This is a genomic window from Bacillus proteolyticus (assembly GCF_001884065.1).
Lineage (GTDB): Bacteria > Bacillota > Bacilli > Bacillales > Bacillaceae_G > Bacillus_A > Bacillus_A proteolyticus.
The window spans coordinates 49,076-68,405 of the sequence record NZ_MACH01000131.1 but is presented as its reverse complement, the minus strand read 5'-3'; the positions used below and the strand labels follow the sequence as shown (position 1 = coordinate 68,405).

Sequence of the window (19,330 nt, the reverse complement as noted above, 5' to 3'; positions counted from 1 at the left end):
ACGGTTCTGGTAGCAACGGTTCTGGTAGCAGTGGTTCTGGTGGCAGTGGCTCTGGTGGCAGTGGTTCTGGTGGCAGTGATTCCGGTGGCAGTGGTTCTGGTGGTAACGGTTCTGGTGGTAACGGCTTTGGTGGCAACGGTTCTGGTGGCAACGGTTCTGGTGGCAACGGTTCTGGTGGCAACGGTTCTAGTGGCAACGGTTCTGGTGGCAGTGGTTCTCAGGGCGGTAACCGTGTTAAAGGCGATAGCAGTTCTCAGGGTGGCAACGGCTCTCAAGGCGGCAACCGTATTAAAGGCGATAGCAGTTCTCAGGGTGGCAACGGTTCTCAAGGTGGCAATGTAAAAGATAACGCGAAAAAACAAGGCGATAAGTTACCTAATACGGCAACACATTATCCTACATCTGTTTTAATGGGACTTTCAACATTCCTAATCGGTATGTTACTATTTATTCGCCGTAAAAATGCAAAATAAAAACACATCCTTCCATCTAAAAAATACATGAAACAAATTGTAAAACTAAAAAGGACTTTGGATTGCATTTTATTATGCACCCCAAAGTCCTTTTCATCATCTATCAAAAAGAGCATTAATACGCTTTTCCCCAATACACCATTTTCTTAGCTTCTTTACCACAGCAAATACATTCGTCAGCTAAACCTTCTTGTTCGAACGGAATACAACGTGAAGATACTCCAACTTCGTCTTTTAGCTTTTCTTCACAAGCTAGTTCTCCGCACCACATTGCTTTAATAAAGCCTTGTTTTTCATCGGCTATTTTTTTCATCTCTTCGAAATTCGTCACACTATAAGTACTCTCATCTCTATATACTTTTGCTTTATTAAATAAAGAATGATGAATCTCCTCAAGTAATGATGGGATGCGCTCTTCTAATCGATCCATTGATATAAACTCTTTTTCTTTCGTATCTCTTCTTACAAGTACAACTTGATTCTTTTCAATATCTTTTGGACCAACTTCTACTCGAATTGGAATGCCCTTCATTTCATACTCATTAAATTTCCATCCTGGTGTTTTATTGCTAGCATCTATTTTTACACGTGCAACCTTCTGAATACGTCCTTGTAACTCTGTTGCTTTTTCTAAAACACCTTCTTTATGCTGAGCAATAGGGACAATAACAACTTGCACTGGTGCAACTTTCGGCGGCATTACAAGTCCATTATTATCGCTATGAACCATAATAAGTCCACCTATCATTCTTGTTGATACACCCCAAGATGTTTGGTGTACATATTGCCATTTACCATTACGATCTAAAAACTTAATATCAAATGCTTCAGAGAAATTCGTCCCAAAGTTATGAGAGGTTCCTGTTTGAAGCGCTTTTCCATCATGCATTAAACTTTCAATCGTATAAGTTGCCTTTGCTCCCGCAAACTTTTCTTTGTCCGTTTTTTGTCCTTTAATTACTGGTATCGCTAAGTAGTCTTCACAGAAAGAAGCATATAGATTTAAAATATTTAACGTTTCAGCTTGAGATTCTTCTGCTGTTTCATGAATTGTATGACCTTCTTGCCATAAAAATTCAGTTGTACGGAGGAACGGTCTCGTTGTCTTTTCCCAACGAACTACTGAACACCACTGATTATATAGCTTTGGCAAATCATTATATGATTGCACAATCTTTGAAAAATGCTCACAGAATAAAGTTTCAGATGTAGGGCGTACACAAAGTCTCTCCGCTAACTTTTCATCCCCACCATGTGTCACCCATGCTACTTCAGGAGCAAATCCTTCAACATGATCTTTCTCTTTTTGTAATAAACTCTCTGGAATAAACATTGGCATATACACATTTTCATGACCAGATTCTTTTAGTTTTTCATCCATTACTTTCTGCATATTTTCCCACAATGCATAACCATATGGACGTAAAATCATACACCCTTTTACACTTGAATAATCAACAAGTTCTGCTTTTTTTACAATATCGGTATACCACTGAGCAAAGTCCTCTTCCATCTTTGTAATGGCTTGTACTTGTTCTTTTGCCATAGCCTTTCTTCCTCCTTTAGACAATAAAAAAAGCCCGCGTCCCCAAATAGGGACCGAGCTTTGCCGGCGTTACCACCCTGATTCATACACAAAAATTGTATATGCTCTCTTCTTGATAACGGGAAATTCCCGCTGCATATGCAGAACTCAAAGGCAGGTTCCATATTGCCTTTTTAAGAATCTTTCAGCCTGGCGGATTCTCTCTCTGCTAAAAAGGTTGAACATGTACTAATCCTTTTTCATCGTTATAACGAAATAAATTTGTTGATTATCATAATACAAATTCTTTTTTAAAACAATAGCTAATTTTCTTATTATTATATATTCTTTTCATTTTTTGCAGTTTTATACGTAGCTTTTTCGCGAAATTTTTACAAGTTGATGTGCAATCATACCGATAAGTGTACCTAGTAGAACGAAGAAACCAATAAATCCATATCCCATTCCTTCCCATCCACCAATAACCATCATTGTAACGGGAAAGGATGCTAAGCAAAGAAGTATTAAACTAAGTGCAAATATAATATCAAACTGTTTGTCTGGAAACCGTTTCTTTAGTAAATACGAAATAGCAAATACAAGAAAAATAGTGATTCCACCAATGATGTAAAAGATACCAAAGCCATCTAGCCAATCCATAGTATTCCCTCCTTACATTCATTCTCTTATAATTATTATATGTTTAATTTTTCTGAAAATAAATAATAAATTTTATTCAGAAACATATTTTTATTACTAGGTATTAATAGTAATGTATAAGAATAGGTTTTATATAATCAGGAGGTCTATTTTATGAGTAAAGCATTAACAAATCATGTCATCATATTATCTTTCGACTGTTTATCAGCTTTAGATTTTCCTATATTACAAAAACTCCCTAATTTCCAAACATTAATAAACAAGGGTGCGATTGCAAAAAAAGTGGAACCTATTTATCCTTCTGTAACATATCCAAGCCACTCAACAATCGTAACTGGTAATTATCCTAATAAGCATGGCGTTGTCAGCAATACATTACTTCAACCAGGACGTGAGTCACCAGATTGGCATTGGTATCGAAAGTCCATTAAAGGAACAACTTTATACGATGAAGCACGCAAAGCAAATTTAACGACAGCTTCCCTTTTATGGCCTGTTACTGGAAGAGCAAATATCGATTACAATTTACCAGAAATTTTTCCAAATAGACCGTGGCAAAATCAAATTTTAGTTTCATTATTTAGCGGTAGTCCGCTATATCAATTAGATTTAAATCGTCGTTTCGGCCATATACGAAATGGACTGTCACAGCCTGAACTTGATGATTTCGTCCTCGCTTCTACTGTACATACAATCCATACGAAACAGCCTAATGTTATGTTCGTACATTTTACTGATTTAGATACTCAAAGACACTATCATGGCTTTGAGTCTAAAGAAACAATAGCTGCAATCCACAGGCACGACGAACGCCTTGGAAAAATTATTCAAGCATTAAAAGAAAGCGGGATATACGAAGACAGTACAATTATTGCACTTGGCGATCATAGCGCTTTAAGTGAAAACAAAGCAATTCAATTAAATGTCCTGTTTCGTCAAAAAGGACTTATATCCGTAAATAAAAGTGGAAAGTTACTAGATTGGAAAGCTTATTGTCAAAGCTGTGATGGATCTGCCTACGTACATGTAAAAGATAAAAATGATACTGAAACGATTAAAGAGATTCAACTTCTTCTTGAAGAGCTTCTTCAGAATAAACAAAACGGAATTGAATTTATTTTGCACGATGAAGATGCAAAAGAACGTGGTGCTGATGGTAATTGCTTATTTATGCTAGAGGCCATGGAAGGTTATTATTTCATTGAAAATTATACAGGTGATTTCATAAAAGAAATTAATAAAGAAGATGTTACTTCTAGCAAGAAATATACATTTGGAACACATGGATATTCCCCGACAAAACCTAACTATGAAACAATTTTTATGGCTGCTGGGAAAGGCATTCAAAGTGGCGTTACAATTCCGTATATGAGACTGATTGATGAAGGTCCCACTATTGCTAGGTTACTCGGTTTGCACTTAGGTGAAACAGACGGCGCAATTGTGGAGGATTTACTTCAATTGTAAAGAACTGTGTATATATGTAAAAGTTATGTAAAAATCATCACTGTTTCTCTTTTTATAATTTTTATTTTTGTACACTGTTAGTAGAACAAATTTAAGGGGGAACATTATATGAAAAAAATGTCCAGACAAGAAAAAAGCTGGATATTATACGATTGGGCGAACTCGGTATATTCGCTCGTCATTACAACTGCATTATTTCCAATTTACTTTAAAGCAGCTGCAAAAGAAGCTGGGCTATCTGGTGCAACTTCAACAGCCTATTGGGGATATGCAAACTCGTTCGCTACACTTTTAATTTCTATACTTGCTCCTATTCTCGGCACAGTTGCTGATTATAAAGGATTTAAAAAACGATTTTTCACATTCTTCTTTGGACTTGGTATTATATTTACAAGTATGCTAGCAGTTGTTCCAACATCTCAGTGGTACTTATTACTAGGATGCTATATGCTCGCATTAGTCGGCTTTGCTGGAGCAAATATTTTTTATGATGCATTTTTAGTAGATGTTACCTCTAAAGATAGAATGGATCGAATTTCTACAAGAGGCTTTGCATTAGGTTATATTGGAAGCACAATTCCTTTTATCGGTTGTATCGCTCTTATTATTCTTTCTCAAAAAGGAACTATCCCCTTATCAGTCGGAATTGCTAGTCAAATTTCTTTCGCAATAACAGCTCTTTGGTGGGGGTTATTTACAATTCCAATGCTAAAAAATGTAGAGCAAACACACTATATTGAACGTCACCCAAGACCAATTGCAATGAGCTTCAAGCGCCTTGCTGATACTTTTAAAAATATTAAAGAATATAAAACTGTATTTATGTTCCTAATAGCTTACTTTTTCTATATTGACGGGGTCGATACAATTATTACTATGTCTACCGCTTACGGAACAGATCTCGGTATTAGTGCAACTAATCTATTAATCATCTTATTTGTAACACAAATTGTCGCTTGTCCATTCGCTTTATTATACGGAAAACTATCAGAAACATTTACCGGTAAAAAAATGCTATATGTCGGTATTATTATTTATATCATTATCTGCACATATGCTTATTTCTTAAAAACGACACTTGATTTCTGGATTTTAGCAATGTTAGTTGCTACTTCTCAGGGCGGGATTCAAGCACTTAGCCGTTCATATTTCGCAAAACTAGTACCGAAAGAATCTGCAAATGAATTCTTCGGATTTTATAATATCTTTGGTAAATTCGCGGCAATTATGGGTCCAGTATTAGTAGGTGTCACAACACAATTAACAGGAAAAACAAACGCTGGTGTTCTTAGTATTATTGTATTATTTATTATCGGTGGATTCTTACTCACTAGGGTTCCAGAAAATAATACATCCGTTACACCACCTAGTCCAAAGACTAAAACGCTATAAGAAAAGATCCTCTTCTCATAAGAAGAGGATCTTTTTTATTTTTAACGGTGCGCCTTATAATGAACGACTCTACTGCTTGTACAAAAATAATTTATCAACAGTTGTTCCTAATACTTCAGCTAAACGGAATGCTAATGCTAAGCTTGGATCATATTTATTATTCTCAATTGCATTTATCGTTTGTCTAGAAACCTTGCATTTATCCGCTAATGCACCTTGTGAAATATTATTTTCAGTGCGTAATTCATAGATTTGATTTTTCACACCATTTCTCCTAACCTGTAAAATTGTTTTTACAACATCAGTATATAATTGGCTCATATAGTTGTCAAAAATTTCTCAAAGAAAAAGGGAGCAATTTTGCTCCCCTAAAATATTTATTTCGAAGCTAACGAATTTGTTAGTTCCTCTTTATTAGCGACATCTTCTTTCTTTATTTGCATACGTAGAACTGGCCCTATCGCTAATAAAATAAGTGCCATTGCTATACAAAACACAGTAACTAGTGAAGTTAGTTCCTTTAATCCTCCAGCTAGTGATGTTCCAATTAGCATGGCGCCCATAAACAGTGGTAAAATCATTCCATTTACTCTTCCAATCATATTTTCTGGTACAAGTTGAATCATAAGCGTACCGACAACGATATTAACACAAGCTAAACAAATTCCTGTACCAAACCTCATGAAACTAGTAATCCAAAACGATGTAGATAGGCCTTCTACCAAAAATGATATAGCTAGCACACTCATACCAAATACAAACATCTTTTTCGGATTTACTTTTGATGTGAAAACTGCAGCAACAATACCACCGATTAACATACCTATTCCATCAGCTGCGGCTAAATATTGAACTGCTTCCTTTTCCATTCCAAGGCGTTCTATTACAAGAAACACCTCTAATGGATTCGTTAGTCCAACAGCCAAGCCCATAATGGTGAAAGTGATCGTAATCATACGTAAATTTTTCGTATGAAGAACGTATTTCCAACCCTCTTTTATATCATTTTTTAATGAATCTCTCGCCACCTGCTCTTGTTCAACCCATTTTGGTAAAAATGAAAGAGCGATAGCAGATAACAAAAATAAAATGATTAAGCTATATAGTGACGTAAATAAACCAAGTTGTGTATACACAAGCGATCCTACCACTGGTCCAAAAATCATAAATACTGACTGTAATGTTTGGTTAAATGCAATCGCATTTGCTACCTGTTCTTCCTTTACATAGCGCTTAAATATACGCGAAGATGATGGCTGAGAAAACTGACCTACAATCGCGGAAATGAGTGTTGCAAAAAATATAGCCTGCCAATAATCCAGCTTTAACAACAAGACAATTCCTATAATAGACAGTACACTTAGCACATCCCCAGCAACCATTGTTCTTTTCGGATTCCAGCGATCAGCTAGCGCACCACCGATAAACGAGAAAATAAAGATAGGTGCATATTCCATAACTGATAATAAAGAAACAGAAACCGGATCATTATTCGTTCGCTCCATTATGAAATATAAAAGAGCCATATTTCTGATCCAAATTGCAAATTGTTGTAAAATATCAGATGCCATAACGAGCATAAATGCTCGGTTTTTAAATAAGGCGTTCATTTTCATTCCTCCTTTTATAAACCGACCGTTCAGTCTAATTTGTTTTGTAAGAAAAGCAGCTGACTTATTATTTAGCTGCCATTCCTTTTAACAATACATCTATTGCCTTTTTATAAATACGTTTTAGCTCTTTATGATCTAACTCGTAGTAAAGTACTCCAAGCCCCGATAATAATCCATTCACAATATACATAAGATCGCGCGTATTATCTTCACGAAACTCTCCAGACTGTATGCCTGTTTCAATTAATTTCTCAAACATAACATATGATTCTCTAGTTAAAGCTAACAGTTCATCCAGAATCTCTTTACTTACAACTTGACTCATAGAGAATTCCTCTATTGCATTCGAAATAGGTTGTTGTATATCCTCTACATAATATTCGGCGAGACCGTATAGTTTTTCAGTACTAGTACTATACAACTTCTCTTTTTCATTCCATTTCTCTAGCCAATCATACGTATGCTGTTTCACTACAAATAAAAATAATTCTTCTTTACTTTTAAAGTGATAATAAATACTTCCTTTACTTCGCCCTGTAATTTCACAAATATCTTCCATCGATGTAGCTGCATAACCTTTTTGTGAAAACAGACTTTCTGCTTTATATGCAATTTCTTTCTTTATCTCTTCTGCATTTCTTCTCATATTCACACCTCACTAAACCGACCGCTCAGTCTAATAATAACAAATGAAAAACCTCTATCGCAAGAGGCCATATTCCTTATTTAAGAAAACGTACTTTCAAACCACGTTCGAATCGTATGTATTATTCCAATTTTAAATCCTAATTTGACAAGAAATACGCCTCCCGCAGCTAATAAAAATAACACTACTTTCCCCTTATTTTTCACTTTCGGCTCCCTTTTCATTTCCATTCCCCTTAGTATGTTAAAAATATTGAATCAAACGTTTGTTTAATTGTTTTTATGCATAGGCAAGCCAACTAATCAAACGTTTGTTTAAAAAGAAATACGACCCCTATAGGACGCATTCTCATCAATCACCGCCACCTCCACCACCATCGCAGCTGCCTCCGCTATCTCCACCGAAAGATCCTCCACAATCATGTGAACCTCCATCGTGCGAGCTATCATTATCAGATCCAGCAAAGAAAAATAATGGTGATGAACTGTTAGATGAATTATGAATGTTATTTTGTTTCGTAAGATTTACCTTCTTTTTGTTTGATCGAACTGCTGTTACGATCGTTCCAACTACAACAAATAATAGTATGACAATAATAAATTCCATATAAAAGCCTCCCTTAATCTTCGAATAATTGAATCGTTCTCTCTAGATTTTCAAGTGAAATGAAGCGCGATTCACGAAGAATCTCTTTTCCATTATGAAATAATAAAATCGTCGGTCCTGTAAATACCGCATATCGCCCTGCAATCTCTTGCATGTCTTGTAGTAATATTTCTACTTTCTCTACGTAATCATAATTCTCTAATACATAGTTTACTTTCCGTAGCATAACATCACAAACGCCACAATTTTCCGTTTTAATAAATAGAAGTACCAATTGTTGTTTTTCAATATATATCGCTAATTCTTCTATCGTTTCAAATTTTTTCATCTTATCCCTCTTAACGCAATTTACGAAATACTTTACCCCGCATTAACTGGCAGTAAGACTCTCACCTCAAAATTCAGCTGGAGCGAAGAAGTTAGGTGAGAGGTCAACTGCCCGTAAATGCCCGATTGGTAAAGGCTAATAATCAGTGGAGGATGAACCCCTCCACTGATTATAGTTTCACTTTATCTTGATACATACGAAATGCTGAACTATCTTTAATCTTTCTCTTTTCCATTACTTGCTGAAAGCGTAGTGTTTTTGCTGTTAACTCTTCTTGTAATTTTTTTCTCTCTGCTTCATCATAACAACAAGCGATTAAATCCTCTATTTTCAATATATCTTTTTGCAATTCCATTTCTGGTGGAATCATGCCTGCATTTTTCAAGATTTTATAACTCATTCTTAATTCTGGAGGTACCATTGAAAGATCTTCTAATTGTAGTGGTTTTCCTTGTCCCGGAATATTATCAAGATCACCATTCCGTATCGCTTGACGAATTTTTTCCTCAGCAATGTTCAAAAACACATCCACACCATCCCCTCCTTTACATATTTTTACTATTATTTTACATGAAATTTCATCATCCTGCTACGTCATTCCAAATTGACTCCACAAATTCACCGAAAATTCTTTTAAACGATATATAAAATTAATAATGTATAAAAAGACGGTAATATTCCTGCGCACCATAAGAGTGCTTCTTCATACAATTCTCATGTAAGAGTTCTCGAAAATCATGTTAATCACAAAGAAAAGGCATTAGCTCATAAAAGCTAATGCCTTTTCTTTGTGATTATTGTTAAACGTTCCATTCTTCGATATTCCATATTTTCGTTATCCACGCTTCATAGAAAGATGGCTCATGTGAAACAATTAAAACCGTACCTTTATATTGTTTTAACGCTTCCTGTAAAGCCCTCTTAGTCTCTGTATCCAAATGGTTAGTTGGTTCATCTAAAATTAAAACATTGCTTTTAGTTACGATAAGTTCGCATAACCGTACTTTTGTTTGTTCTCCTCCACTTAATAATTGAATAGGTTTTAATACATGTTCTTCTTTCAATCCGCACTTTGCTAATGCTTGTCGGATTTCTTTTCTTGTCATGTCTGGCCTTCCTGCCCATACTCTCTCTAGTGCAGTTATTTCTGAGGAAAATTCCTCTTGTGCAAAATAAGCGGGTTTTACTCGTTCCCCAATAGAAACTGCACCGCCTAACGGTTTTATTTGTCCTAGTAATGTTTTTAACATTGTTGTTTTTCCAATCCCATTATGACCAATAATCGCAATCTTTTCCCCTTTTTTCACTTGAAAATCCAATTCCGAAAATAACGGTTCACCATAACCAATTTTCAGTTTCTCTACCTGTAATATACGACTCACTGGCTCAGTATAAACATTAAAATCAAAACGAGCGCGAGGTACATCGTTAACCTTTTCAACCTTTTGCATTTTCTCTAATACTTTTTCACGACTTTTTGCTTGTTTCGCTTTACGAATTTTATTTTTTTGAATAAAGCTCTCTAAATGTGCAATTTCCTTTTGCTGTTTCGTATATGCTGCTTGTAATTGTTTCTTTTGCAGTTCATAATTACGCACAAAACTATTATAATCACCTACATAGCGCTTAATTGTGCGCTCATCTAGATGGTAAATAACTTTCGTAATATTGTTCAAAAATACTTCATCGTGCGAAATGATAATATAAGCTTTTTCATACATTTGTAAATATGATTGCAACCATTCTATATGAGCTGTATCTAAATAGTTAGTTGGCTCATCTAATAATAAAACATCCGCTTTTTCTAAAAGGAGTTTACCAAGTAATAACTTTGTCCGTTGACCACCGCTTAACTTTGAAACATCCTTTTCCATTCCTACTTCAAACAACCCTAAGCCAGTTGCTACTTCTTCAATTTCTGTATGAATTTGATAAAAATTAGAATTCTCCAATATAGTTTGTAACTCTCCGTACCTTACTAACAATTTCCCTACTTCTCCTGCTCCAGCCATCTCTTCTGTAAGTTTTAACATTTCACGTTCAAACTCATACAGATTAGAAAACGCACTCTGCAAGTATTCTTCAATTGTTATACCTTCTTGCAAATCGATATGTTGTTGTAAAAAGCCAATCTTCACATGTGGAAACCATTCAATTTTCCCATCATCATGTATAAGTTCTCCTGTTAACAAGCGTAATAATGTTGATTTTCCAATTCCATTTTTCCCTACTAGCCCAACATGTTCACCCTTTAATAATCGAAAGCATGTATTATATAAAATGGTTTTCTCACCATATGAATGACTTACATTTTCTACTGTTAATATACTCATTTTTTCTCTCTCCTTTTCTTATGATCCATAAGCTAAATAGAGAGAACAACAGTATAAAGCCTTATTTAGTTATACATATAAAAAATGGGTAAGGTGAATACACCTTACCCATTACATATTATCGTAAGAAAGGATTAAGGTTCTTTACCTGCTGTCTTCAATTTAGCTTATTTGTTAAAAATGGGCAGACTTCTCCCATATCAAGCTAAAACCATTTGAAGAACAGTTGATAAAGTCATTTTATCCTTTCACTCCTTTAAAATTTGTTATATTAAGAGTATAAACTACTCTCTTATATTCTATTCTCTATTTTTTCTTTTGTTCCTTCTCAGTTTTTTCATATTCTGCGTAAATTTATTTATACATCTTTTCTAATGCGTATGGCCTTGTAAAGGTTAGCGTTAATGATTTCCAAATATAAATTCTTCTTTTAATTCGTAATGCTCCATACCATACTTCATTAATAAAATATGATTTTTTAATACAACCTTTCCTTCTTCAAGATTATCAGCTGTTAATGAATCGACCATTTTTTCTATAGATTTCATTTTCCTCCTCCTAAAAAAAAAGCCTCTTAACAGTCATCATACCAAAAGCTGTTAAAAGACTTTTTTCTATTTTTTCATGTAAGGAGCTAATACTCTTAAAATTTCTTCCTTATCCTTCTTTAACTCAAGTGATGTTAACATATCCATCATTCGTGGCCTAAGTAACTTCACTTGTACCTCTCCAACAATTGATGCTGGTCTTTGAGATAAAATAAATATGCGATCAGAAAGTAAAATTGCCTCATCTAAGTCATGTGTAACCATAACAATTGTCTGCTTTTCTTGATGCCAAGAATTTAAAAGCCAACTATGTACTTCCATTTTTGTAAATGCATCTAATTTTCCAAAAGGCTCATCCAGCAGCATAATTGGCTTTTCACATAAATATGTGCGAAGGAAACTAATTCTTTGACGCATGCCACCTGATAACTCATCTGGATAATGATTCGCATATTCATCTAGCTCAAACTGCTTTAATGCTTCCATTCCTTCTGCTAGCCTTTTCTTTTTAGACTTCCCTTCGATTTCCAATGGAAGTACTATATTTTGCAAAGCTGATCGCCACGGTAGTAATAAATCTTGTTGCGGCATATAACTTACAACATCTTGTTTTTTCACATGTTCCTCGTTATAAAATACCTCTCCACTCGTTGGCTCTTCAACACTCGCGATCATATTTAACAAAGTGCTTTTTCCACAACCACTTGGACCTACAAAAGAGACGAATTCCCCCTCTTGTATAGAAGCACTAATATTTTTTAATACATTCTTTCCATCGAAAGCTTTTACAACCTCTTTTATTAGTAATCCACTCATTTTTCACTTGGAAGGAATTCATTTGTAAAGGCATCTTTCACATCAATTTTCTTCTTAATAACTTTGTTGTCATATAAGAAATTCATGTAATTCGTCCAAACTTCTTCCTTCTGTACTCCCCACGCTTTTGCATCATCTTGATACTTTGTACTTAACCACTTTTGACTTTCTTTCACTAATTCTTTATTCACATCTGGAACAGCTTTAATTAAAATATCCGCAGCTTCTTTCGGTTCTTTAATTGCAAAATCATAACCTTCTGTCGTTGCAGTCATAAACTTTTTCACAAAATCTTTATCTTGCTTCGTATGTTTTTCACTTGTAATAATAACAGGACTATAGAAATCAAGCGCTGGATCTAAGTCTTTCACCATAATCGTATTTAACTCTTTTCCTTGACGCTTCGCTTCAATTCCATCCCATCCGTAATAAATCCATTCGAAATCTGCATCACGACCGATTGATTTGAAGAAGTCTGTTTGTCCAAGAATAATTTTTTCGACTTTATTAAAATCAGCTTGATGTTTCTCCATAATCGTTTTTAACGTCGCTTCTTCTGCTGGTCCTCCCCAGCCTCCATAACGTTTACCTTCAAAATCTTTCGGTGACGTCATATTATCTTTTTTTAGCGATGCAAAAGCAGAGGTATTATGCTGAATAATTGCACCAACAGAAACAACTGGGATTCCTTCAACACGAGCTAACGTTACATTTTCTTGTGCGCTTATCGCAAAGTCCGCTTTCCCAGAAGCAATCATCTGCTCTGCCGTTACATTATCACCAGGCTGGATAATTTCTACATCAAGCCCTTGCTTTTTGTAATAATCTTTCGTTTGCGCTACATATAAGCCAGTATGATTCGTATTTGGAAACCAATCTAAAACGACTTTTACTTTTTTATCTTTACTTGAACTTTCTTCTTTCTTCGCCGGATTACACCCGGCAACACCAACTGCTAATAATGCAGCTAACATAATTTTTAAACCTTTTTTCATTTTCTGCCACCCTTTCTGTATATCCATGGTGCTGTTATTCTTGCCATAAATTCAACAATAAAGTACAGGCATAATGTCACCATAACGATAATCGCTGCAACACCAAATACACGAGCTGTTAAAAAGGATTTTGTCGCTCTCGTGAGCATAACCCCTAATCCTTCACTCGCTCCAAGCCATTCTCCAATAATCGCTCCCATCACACTATATGTAACAGCTATTTTTAAACCTGAGAAAAAGTACGGGAGCACCGCTGGAAATTTTACTTTCTGATAAATTTGCCACTTTGTCGCCTTCATCGTTTGTAGCAACTTCAGCATATTTTTATCTACCGTTTGGAAACCTTCTAAAATGCTAAGCGCAATTGGGAAGAAACAAACAAGAATAACAACCATTACTTTTGGCAACATTCCGTACCCAAACCAAATAATAAATAATGGTGCGAGCACAACGATTGGAATTGTTTGCGAAATAACGAGCAACGGATTCATTAAAATCCGAAATAAAGGGATAACATCCATAATGATAGCAATACTCGTCCCAAGTATAATTGCAAAAAGCAACCCAATTATTACTTCCTGTAACGTTTGCACCGTATTCGGTAATAGTAAATCTTTCATTCCAATTAACTCTTGCACAATTGCTGACGGCTTTGGTAAAATCCACGGCTCAATTTTAAATAATGAAACAGATCCTTCCCATATAGCAATGAGAAGGATCAGCCAAATTGTTGTAATTATTTTAGATCGCTTCTGGTTTTGCATATTCATCACGGTACTTCCAAACTTTTTCGTCAATCGTTACGCCCGTACTTGGACGATAGTGAATTTTAATAGAAGTGATTACTTCTTCTGCTCCAGCATCGACGCAAGCTTGTTGCGCGCGTTTAATGACGTCAAGAAGTACATCTAATTCTCCTTCCAACGTTGTTTCCATTGCTCCTACTTCATAACGAACTCCCGATTGTTGTACAACTTCAATTGCTTTATCAACAACGGAATACACATCTTTGTTCTTCGCTTGTGGTACTACTGAAAATGAAATTGTAACTTGTTGTGACATAATAAAATCCCCCTTACAAAATATGTTTCAAAAAAAGAAAAGGCTTTCCTACCATGTAGGAAAGCCTTGTATACAAGTTATTCTATAATAACTTATGCTACATCACTTTAAAGTAACTCCCTACGCTGGCATTATCCAGATCAGGTTGAGGGTCGATGTATACTTACATCCTCTCAGCCAATTGGCTCCCCGGTTCTTAATTCGTTTTCATTGTAGCATGATTTATTTTATTGAACAAACAAAAGCATGTATAATCATTTCATTTAACTTTTGAATTCCCCAATTAACTCTTGTAACTCCTGTGAAAGCCAGCTTAAAGAACTAGCTAATTCAGCAATATCTTGTACAGACATTTCCTGTTCTTTCATGCTTTCTTCAATATTACTACTATTCGCATACGTATTTGCGATAAGTGATAGTTCATTTACAACACGAACAATATTTTGGCTATTATGCAATATATCACTTGAATTGCTAGAAACAACTCTAACTTGATTTGTAACAGATTGTGCTGACTTTGAAATTTTTTCAAAGAAAGCACCACTACTTTGAACAAGTTTAATTCCAGATTCTACTTCTTTTGAAGCTTTCTGCATTGAAACAACAGCTTCTTCCGTTTCAGCTTGTGTTTCCCCTATTAATTTTGCTATATCTTTTGCTGATGCTTCCGTCTGCTCTGCTAATTTACGCACTTCATCAGCAACAACCGCAAATCCCCTTCCGGTTTCCTCAGCACGCGAAGCTTTAATAGAAGCATTTAAAGCTAGCGAATTAGTTTGATTTGAAATACCTGTAATTACTGTTACAATATCACTAATTTCTTTTGATCTTGTTTCCAAAGAATAAATGATAGAAGATAAATCTTGTACTGTATTTTGTATTATGTTCATTTGATTAATCGTCTGTTCAATAACACCATTTCCTTTTACTGAATGATGCTCCATACCTTCAGACTCTTTCGCCATTTGTTTTGCAGCATTCGTTATCTCTTCCATCTTATCTTCCATTTCACATACAATACCTAAATACTGTGGTACTGAAGTTTCTTGTGACTGAGCGCCAGCTCTTAACTCAACCATAGAACTTACGATTCCTTGGACTGCCATGCTATTCTCTTTCGTACTCACTGACAATTCTTGTGAAGATGAAGAAACCTGTTCTGCTGTCTGCTTCACTTTATCTATAATTCCTTTAAACTTCTCGATGGTATTATTAAAATACGCATTAATAATACCAATATCATCTGGTCTTTCCTCTAATTTAATACTTAAATCACCTTCACCGACTTTGCGTAATCCTTCACGTAAATCTCGCAATGGAGCAAGTGCGTTACGTACAATTAAGAATTGAATAACAGTTGCAATTAAAACAGAAATACAAATAAACATTAAACCTTGTACAATGAATTTTTCCTTTGTAATAGGAACAATAGAGGCATCTACATCGGCTGCAACAATTGCCACAATATTATCTTCTCCATCTTTAATTGGCTCTAATATCGTTACCCATGATCCTAATTCGTCTTCATATACTTCTGTCATATTTGCTTTTTTCGTGCTCATTACTTTATCATATGCTTTCATCCAACGATCTGGTTGTTTATAATAGTCTCCCGGCTTTACTTCAACAACATTTGCTAAACCTGTAGACAAACCGACGATTTGTAACTCACCTTTTTTATTTTTTTTCGCTCCAACAACATACGTTTGTCCAACACTGTTCAATTCTTTCGTTGATTCATCTAATTTCTCTGTTAATTTCTCTCTTTTTTCTCTTTCTGCCGTTGGGTCTTTTGCAACATCTCTCAATATTTCTGCGTCTAATTTATGTAACACCGTATCTCCTGTTTCAAAAGAATGCCTTTCAAATATAGACATCACACTATTTTGAAACATGTTAAAACTTAACGCTCCCATAGTACCAACAAGCGTCAAAATAACTGACACAGTTAACAATACATTTTTTTGAAGAAATGATAGCTTGTGCCAATATTTTTTCATTAACATCACCTTTCTTAATTAACTTAATATAAAGTAAAACTATTAAAATATAAACCTTATTAATAAATGATAACAGTTCTCATTTGTTTATAAATAAAAAAAGACCAATGAAAAAGCATTGGTCAAGACCAACCCTATCCGTCCGGTAACTGGCTAGCATAGTCGTTTGACCTTAGCCCCTGTAGTTTTGCGTCCTCATGTTTCCATAAGTTTGCCTTTCTCGCTGAACGATATGGGAGTTCTATGAGAATTAAAATATTCTCTTCCAAATATTACAACATAAAAATTAAAATGTCCACCCATTTAAAGATGTAAATATAAAGTTTTAATGTATTATTTTTTCGAAATAATTTAACAAAGTTCGTGAATGTTACATTTCTTGTGTTATATAATAAAAAACGTATACAACACAAGGATTATTCTGGATATTCATTTAATTTTCATTCAAATTAAACTATTCGAATATATCTTAACTTACTAATTTCGGAGGTAGTTTATCATGTTTTGGCTACAATTTCTTACGTTACTACTCTGCATTTTTATTGGCGCACGCTTAGGCGGAGTTGGTCTAGGAGTAATGGGTGGCGTTGGTATGGCAATACTTGTTTTCGTCTTCCACTTACAACCTACAGCTCCTCCTATTGATGTAATGCTTATGATTTTAGCAGTAATTACAGCTGCCGGTGCTTTGCAAGCTGCTGGAGGAATGGATTACCTTGTCCATCTCGCTGAGAAAGCATTACGAAAAAATCCAAAGCGCATTACATTTTTTGCTCCTATTGTTACTTATTTATTCACGCTATGCGCGGGAACTGGTCATGTCGCTTATTCTGTACTTCCCGTTATCGCCGAAGTATCTCGCGAATCAGGAATTAGACCTGAACGACCAATGTCAATTGCCGTTATCGCTTCCCAACAGGCAATTACAGCTAGTCCAATATCGGCTGCAACAGTTGCACTTTTAGCAATGTTAGCCGACTATAAAATCACCTTGTTAGATATTTTAAAAGTCAGCATCCCTTCTACTTTCATCGCTTGTATGGTAGCTGCATTCGTTGCTAGTAAAATGGGAAAAGAATTAAATGAAGATCCTGAATACTTGAAGCGATTAAAAGAGGGAATGATCCCTAAACTTGAAGAGAAAAAAGAATTTGTGGGTGTAAAAGGTGCTAAATTATCAGTTATCCTTTTCCTAGTAGGAACTTTCCTTGTCGTACTTCTTGGTTCATTTGAAGCACTTCGTCCGGGATGGATGGTTGACGGGAAGTTAGCTCGTCTTTCCATGCCAAACACAATTGAAATGGTTATGTTAACTATTGCAGCTCTTATTATTATTTTCTGTAAACCAAATGTAGAAAGCATTGTGTCTGGTAACGTCTTTAAAGCGGGGGCAACAGCAGTTGTTGCTATTTTCGGTATCGCTTGGATGGGAGATACTTTCTTTAACGGAAACTTAAATATGATTCAAGGATCAATTCAGCACTTAGTGACTAGTGCACCATGGCTATTTGCTATCGCATTATTCATTCTATCTATTTTACTGTATAGCCAAGCAGCAACAGTTCGTGCTTTAATGCCACTTGGACTATCACTTGGTATTCCACCAGCTTTACTAATTGCAATGTTCCCTGCAGTAAATGGATACTTCTTCATTCCAAACTACGGGACAATCGTTGCTGCAATTAACTTTGACCGCACTGGTACAACAGGCATCGGTAAATATGTATTAAATCATAGCTTTATGATTCCGGGCCTAATTGCAACATTCACTTCTATTGGAATTGGAATGCTCTTAATTTCAATTATGTTTTAAATAAAAGCACAAACCTACAATTTTAAAGGGTTTGTGCTTTTTTAATCAAACGTTTGTTTAAATATTTTTAACCGTCCATTCTTCCATTATGTTCTTTACTATTTGTGTAAAGTCCTCTGGGAAAAGATGACCTAATCCTTTTCTCACAATTAATTTACAGTTCACATTATATTTCTCGAACATAGACATTACTTGAAGTGTGTTTTCATAAAATTGATCTTTATCTCCCGTGACAATATATCCTTTCACATTCGTTATATCATTCGATATAACGATACTTTCAATTGCCTCTACATCTCGAATAGCAGGTATAACCGCAATAAACTTTTGAGTCGCTAACATATTCTTTAACGCTAACTCTATTGCTATATTCCCCCCTTGAGAAGCTCCCGCGATGATGATATCTTCCAAGTTATATTTATTTGTAAAATCATTAAAACTTTTCATAACATCTTTTATAGCTATCTCATGATTATCCCAGCTATAAGAATTCATTCCATATATTTGTGAGGATTGAGAAAAACCTAACATATACTCACGTAGTATTTCTTCTTCACACCAATATGGTGCAAAATCATTTATGTTTGATCCTCTCCAATGTAAAGAAAATATACCTGCCTGCGCTTTTTCATTTCCATAAGTAAATAATTTTGACTGACTCATCATCTGATGCCCCTTCAAAATCTCTTCGCACTTTTTGACTATTGGCTTAAAATCTATTTTATCCTGTAATCCTTTTAAATCTTCATCATGCATGAGTGTATATGGGTTCCACCAAATTCCCCTTTGTATGGCTTCATTAAGAATAGCAATTGCCTCTTCATGCTTACCTTCCACTGAATATGCACAAGCTTGCCAAAAACTCGTTTTATCCATTCTTTCAGGAAACTCCCTTTTCGTTTCATCTATGCATCTATAAACGGCATCAAATTCCCCTTTTTCAAATAAACGAAACAACTCATTTTGCAACTCTACAAACCTATTCCGTTTCAAACAATCTCCTCCCTATTTCTAATTTTTAATATCAAAAACAAACAAAAAGCTATGTAGCGT

At 35.1% G+C, this 19,330-nt stretch carries 21 protein-coding genes, 2 riboswitches and 1 other annotated feature; of the genes, 4 read left to right on the top strand and 17 right to left on the bottom strand.

Going from position 1 to position 19,330, the window contains the following annotated elements:
- Nucleotides 1–473: LPXTG cell wall anchor domain-containing protein (locus tag BAQ49_RS23575; protein WP_116733495.1), on the top strand; the 473-nt coding region annotated here is incomplete at its 5' end.
- Between the two features lie 115 nt (nucleotides 474–588).
- On the opposite strand, the gene proS is transcribed toward BAQ49_RS23575, so the two are convergent.
- Together proS and BAQ49_RS23565 are read right to left on the bottom strand one after the other, a co-directional pair.
- On the bottom strand, nucleotides 589–2,019 hold the full coding sequence (gene proS / locus BAQ49_RS23570) for a proline--tRNA ligase (RefSeq protein ID WP_071747285.1): 1,431 nt from the start codon (nucleotides 2,017–2,019) through the stop codon (nucleotides 589–591).
- 45 nt (nucleotides 2,020–2,064) lie between these two features.
- Nucleotides 2,065–2,271 (bottom strand) — a binding site (T-box leader).
- A 93-nt stretch (nucleotides 2,272–2,364) separates the two neighbouring features.
- The gene (locus BAQ49_RS23565) at nucleotides 2,365–2,658 is read right to left on the bottom strand and encodes a YesK-like family protein (protein ID WP_071747284.1); all 294 of its coding nucleotides are present in this window, start codon (nucleotides 2,656–2,658) and stop codon (nucleotides 2,365–2,367) included.
- A 153-nt stretch (nucleotides 2,659–2,811) separates the two neighbouring features.
- On the opposite strand from BAQ49_RS23565, the gene BAQ49_RS23560 reads away from it, so the two are divergent.
- Both BAQ49_RS23560 and BAQ49_RS23555 read left to right on the top strand, forming a co-directional pair.
- A complete protein-coding gene (locus BAQ49_RS23560) occupies nucleotides 2,812–4,125 on the top strand; it encodes an alkaline phosphatase family protein (RefSeq protein ID WP_071747283.1) in 1,314 nt (437 codons plus the stop codon).
- A 108-nt stretch (nucleotides 4,126–4,233) separates the two neighbouring features.
- Entirely contained in the window at nucleotides 4,234–5,517 is a 1,284-nt protein-coding gene (locus BAQ49_RS23555) for an MFS transporter (RefSeq protein WP_071747282.1), read from the top strand.
- Nucleotides 5,518–5,586: 69 nt separating this feature from the next.
- On the opposite strand, the gene BAQ49_RS23550 is transcribed toward BAQ49_RS23555, so the two are convergent.
- From BAQ49_RS23550 to BAQ49_RS23485, 14 genes are all read right to left on the bottom strand, one after another.
- Entirely contained in the window at nucleotides 5,587–5,838 is a 252-nt protein-coding gene (locus BAQ49_RS23550) for a helix-turn-helix transcriptional regulator (protein WP_084667549.1), read from the bottom strand.
- 56 nt (nucleotides 5,839–5,894) lie between these two features.
- Complete coding sequence (locus BAQ49_RS23545; protein WP_071747281.1) at nucleotides 5,895–7,127, bottom strand: MFS transporter; 1,233 nt, start codon at nucleotides 7,125–7,127, stop codon at nucleotides 5,895–5,897.
- A gap of 67 nt (nucleotides 7,128–7,194) precedes the next feature.
- The gene (locus BAQ49_RS23540) at nucleotides 7,195–7,776 is read right to left on the bottom strand and encodes a TetR/AcrR family transcriptional regulator (RefSeq protein WP_071747280.1); all 582 of its coding nucleotides are present in this window, start codon (nucleotides 7,774–7,776) and stop codon (nucleotides 7,195–7,197) included.
- Nucleotides 7,777–7,856: 80 nt separating this feature from the next.
- A complete protein-coding gene (locus BAQ49_RS23535) occupies nucleotides 7,857–8,000 on the bottom strand; it encodes a hypothetical protein (protein WP_016089473.1) in 144 nt (47 codons plus the stop codon).
- Nucleotides 8,001–8,127: 127 nt separating this feature from the next.
- Nucleotides 8,128–8,382 (bottom strand): hypothetical protein, encoded by a 255-nt coding sequence (locus BAQ49_RS23530; RefSeq protein ID WP_016089474.1) that lies wholly within the window; start codon nucleotides 8,380–8,382, stop codon nucleotides 8,128–8,130.
- A 13-nt stretch (nucleotides 8,383–8,395) separates the two neighbouring features.
- The gene (locus BAQ49_RS23525) at nucleotides 8,396–8,710 is read right to left on the bottom strand and encodes a thioredoxin family protein (RefSeq protein WP_071747279.1); all 315 of its coding nucleotides are present in this window, start codon (nucleotides 8,708–8,710) and stop codon (nucleotides 8,396–8,398) included.
- 169 nt (nucleotides 8,711–8,879) lie between these two features.
- Nucleotides 8,880–9,242 carry a DnaJ family domain-containing protein gene (locus BAQ49_RS23520; RefSeq protein WP_071747278.1) on the bottom strand — a complete coding sequence of 121 codons (363 nt, stop codon included), beginning with the start codon at nucleotides 9,240–9,242 and terminating at the stop codon, nucleotides 8,880–8,882.
- A gap of 268 nt (nucleotides 9,243–9,510) precedes the next feature.
- Nucleotides 9,511–11,043, bottom strand: a complete 1,533-nt coding sequence (locus BAQ49_RS23510; RefSeq protein WP_071747277.1) for an ABC-F family ATP-binding cassette domain-containing protein — start codon at nucleotides 11,041–11,043, stop codon at nucleotides 9,511–9,513.
- A gap of 401 nt (nucleotides 11,044–11,444) precedes the next feature.
- Nucleotides 11,445–11,591 (bottom strand): hypothetical protein, encoded by a 147-nt coding sequence (locus BAQ49_RS33125; RefSeq protein WP_165616078.1) that lies wholly within the window; start codon nucleotides 11,589–11,591, stop codon nucleotides 11,445–11,447.
- Between the two features lie 66 nt (nucleotides 11,592–11,657).
- Nucleotides 11,658–12,407: an ABC transporter ATP-binding protein gene (locus tag BAQ49_RS23505; RefSeq protein WP_071747276.1), complete on the bottom strand. Its 750-nt coding sequence runs from the start codon at nucleotides 12,405–12,407 to the stop codon at nucleotides 11,658–11,660.
- Complete coding sequence (locus BAQ49_RS23500) at nucleotides 12,404–13,402, bottom strand: ABC transporter substrate-binding protein (RefSeq protein ID WP_071747275.1); 999 nt, start codon at nucleotides 13,400–13,402, stop codon at nucleotides 12,404–12,406. The genes BAQ49_RS23505 and BAQ49_RS23500 overlap by 4 nt, the downstream gene beginning before the upstream one ends.
- Nucleotides 13,399–14,172, bottom strand: a complete 774-nt coding sequence (locus BAQ49_RS23495; RefSeq protein WP_071747274.1) for an ABC transporter permease — start codon at nucleotides 14,170–14,172, stop codon at nucleotides 13,399–13,401. The genes BAQ49_RS23500 and BAQ49_RS23495 overlap by 4 nt, the downstream gene beginning before the upstream one ends.
- Nucleotides 14,144–14,464, bottom strand: coding sequence for an MTH1187 family thiamine-binding protein (locus BAQ49_RS23490; RefSeq protein ID WP_000082898.1), 321 nt, complete (start codon nucleotides 14,462–14,464; stop codon nucleotides 14,144–14,146). The genes BAQ49_RS23495 and BAQ49_RS23490 overlap by 29 nt, the downstream gene beginning before the upstream one ends.
- A gap of 100 nt (nucleotides 14,465–14,564) precedes the next feature.
- Nucleotides 14,565–14,666: riboswitch (TPP riboswitch) on the bottom strand.
- A gap of 61 nt (nucleotides 14,667–14,727) precedes the next feature.
- Nucleotides 14,728–16,464, bottom strand: coding sequence for a methyl-accepting chemotaxis protein (locus BAQ49_RS23485; protein ID WP_071747273.1), 1,737 nt, complete (start codon nucleotides 16,462–16,464; stop codon nucleotides 14,728–14,730).
- Nucleotides 16,465–16,605: 141 nt separating this feature from the next.
- A riboswitch (cyclic di-GMP riboswitch) is annotated at nucleotides 16,606–16,690 on the bottom strand.
- A 273-nt stretch (nucleotides 16,691–16,963) separates the two neighbouring features.
- On the opposite strand from BAQ49_RS23485, the gene BAQ49_RS23480 reads away from it, so the two are divergent.
- Complete coding sequence (locus tag BAQ49_RS23480; RefSeq protein WP_071747272.1) at nucleotides 16,964–18,277, top strand: anaerobic C4-dicarboxylate transporter family protein; 1,314 nt, start codon at nucleotides 16,964–16,966, stop codon at nucleotides 18,275–18,277.
- 57 nt (nucleotides 18,278–18,334) lie between these two features.
- On the opposite strand, the gene BAQ49_RS23475 is transcribed toward BAQ49_RS23480, so the two are convergent.
- Complete coding sequence (locus BAQ49_RS23475; RefSeq protein WP_071747271.1) at nucleotides 18,335–19,270, bottom strand: alpha/beta hydrolase; 936 nt, start codon at nucleotides 19,268–19,270, stop codon at nucleotides 18,335–18,337.
- Between the last annotated feature and the right edge of the window lie 60 nt (nucleotides 19,271–19,330).

Coding starts and splice junctions, on each gene's coding strand:
- proS (WP_071747285.1), bottom strand. CDS start 2,019: ATGGCAAAAGAACAAGTACAAGCCATTACAAAGATGGAAGAGGACTTT.
- BAQ49_RS23565 (WP_071747284.1), bottom strand. CDS start 2,658: ATGGATTGGCTAGATGGCTTTGGTATCTTTTACATCATTGGTGGAATC.
- BAQ49_RS23560 (WP_071747283.1), top strand. CDS start 2,812: ATGAGTAAAGCATTAACAAATCATGTCATCATATTATCTTTCGACTGT.
- BAQ49_RS23555 (WP_071747282.1), top strand. CDS start 4,234: ATGAAAAAAATGTCCAGACAAGAAAAAAGCTGGATATTATACGATTGG.
- BAQ49_RS23550 (WP_084667549.1), bottom strand. CDS start 5,838: ATGAGCCAATTATATACTGATGTTGTAAAAACAATTTTACAGGTTAGG.
- BAQ49_RS23545 (WP_071747281.1), bottom strand. CDS start 7,127: ATGAACGCCTTATTTAAAAACCGAGCATTTATGCTCGTTATGGCATCT.
- BAQ49_RS23540 (WP_071747280.1), bottom strand. CDS start 7,776: ATGAGAAGAAATGCAGAAGAGATAAAGAAAGAAATTGCATATAAAGCA.
- BAQ49_RS23535 (WP_016089473.1), bottom strand. CDS start 8,000: ATGAAAAGGGAGCCGAAAGTGAAAAATAAGGGGAAAGTAGTGTTATTT.
- BAQ49_RS23530 (WP_016089474.1), bottom strand. CDS start 8,382: ATGGAATTTATTATTGTCATACTATTATTTGTTGTAGTTGGAACGATC.
- BAQ49_RS23525 (WP_071747279.1), bottom strand. CDS start 8,710: ATGAAAAAATTTGAAACGATAGAAGAATTAGCGATATATATTGAAAAA.
- BAQ49_RS23510 (WP_071747277.1), bottom strand. CDS start 11,043: ATGAGTATATTAACAGTAGAAAATGTAAGTCATTCATATGGTGAGAAA.
- BAQ49_RS33125 (WP_165616078.1), bottom strand. CDS start 11,591: ATGAAATCTATAGAAAAAATGGTCGATTCATTAACAGCTGATAATCTT.
- BAQ49_RS23505 (WP_071747276.1), bottom strand. CDS start 12,407: ATGAGTGGATTACTAATAAAAGAGGTTGTAAAAGCTTTCGATGGAAAG.
- BAQ49_RS23500 (WP_071747275.1), bottom strand. CDS start 13,402: ATGAAAAAAGGTTTAAAAATTATGTTAGCTGCATTATTAGCAGTTGGT.
- BAQ49_RS23495 (WP_071747274.1), bottom strand. CDS start 14,172: ATGAATATGCAAAACCAGAAGCGATCTAAAATAATTACAACAATTTGG.
- BAQ49_RS23490 (WP_000082898.1), bottom strand. CDS start 14,464: ATGTCACAACAAGTTACAATTTCATTTTCAGTAGTACCACAAGCGAAG.
- BAQ49_RS23485 (WP_071747273.1), bottom strand. CDS start 16,464: ATGAAAAAATATTGGCACAAGCTATCATTTCTTCAAAAAAATGTATTG.
- BAQ49_RS23480 (WP_071747272.1), top strand. CDS start 16,964: ATGTTTTGGCTACAATTTCTTACGTTACTACTCTGCATTTTTATTGGC.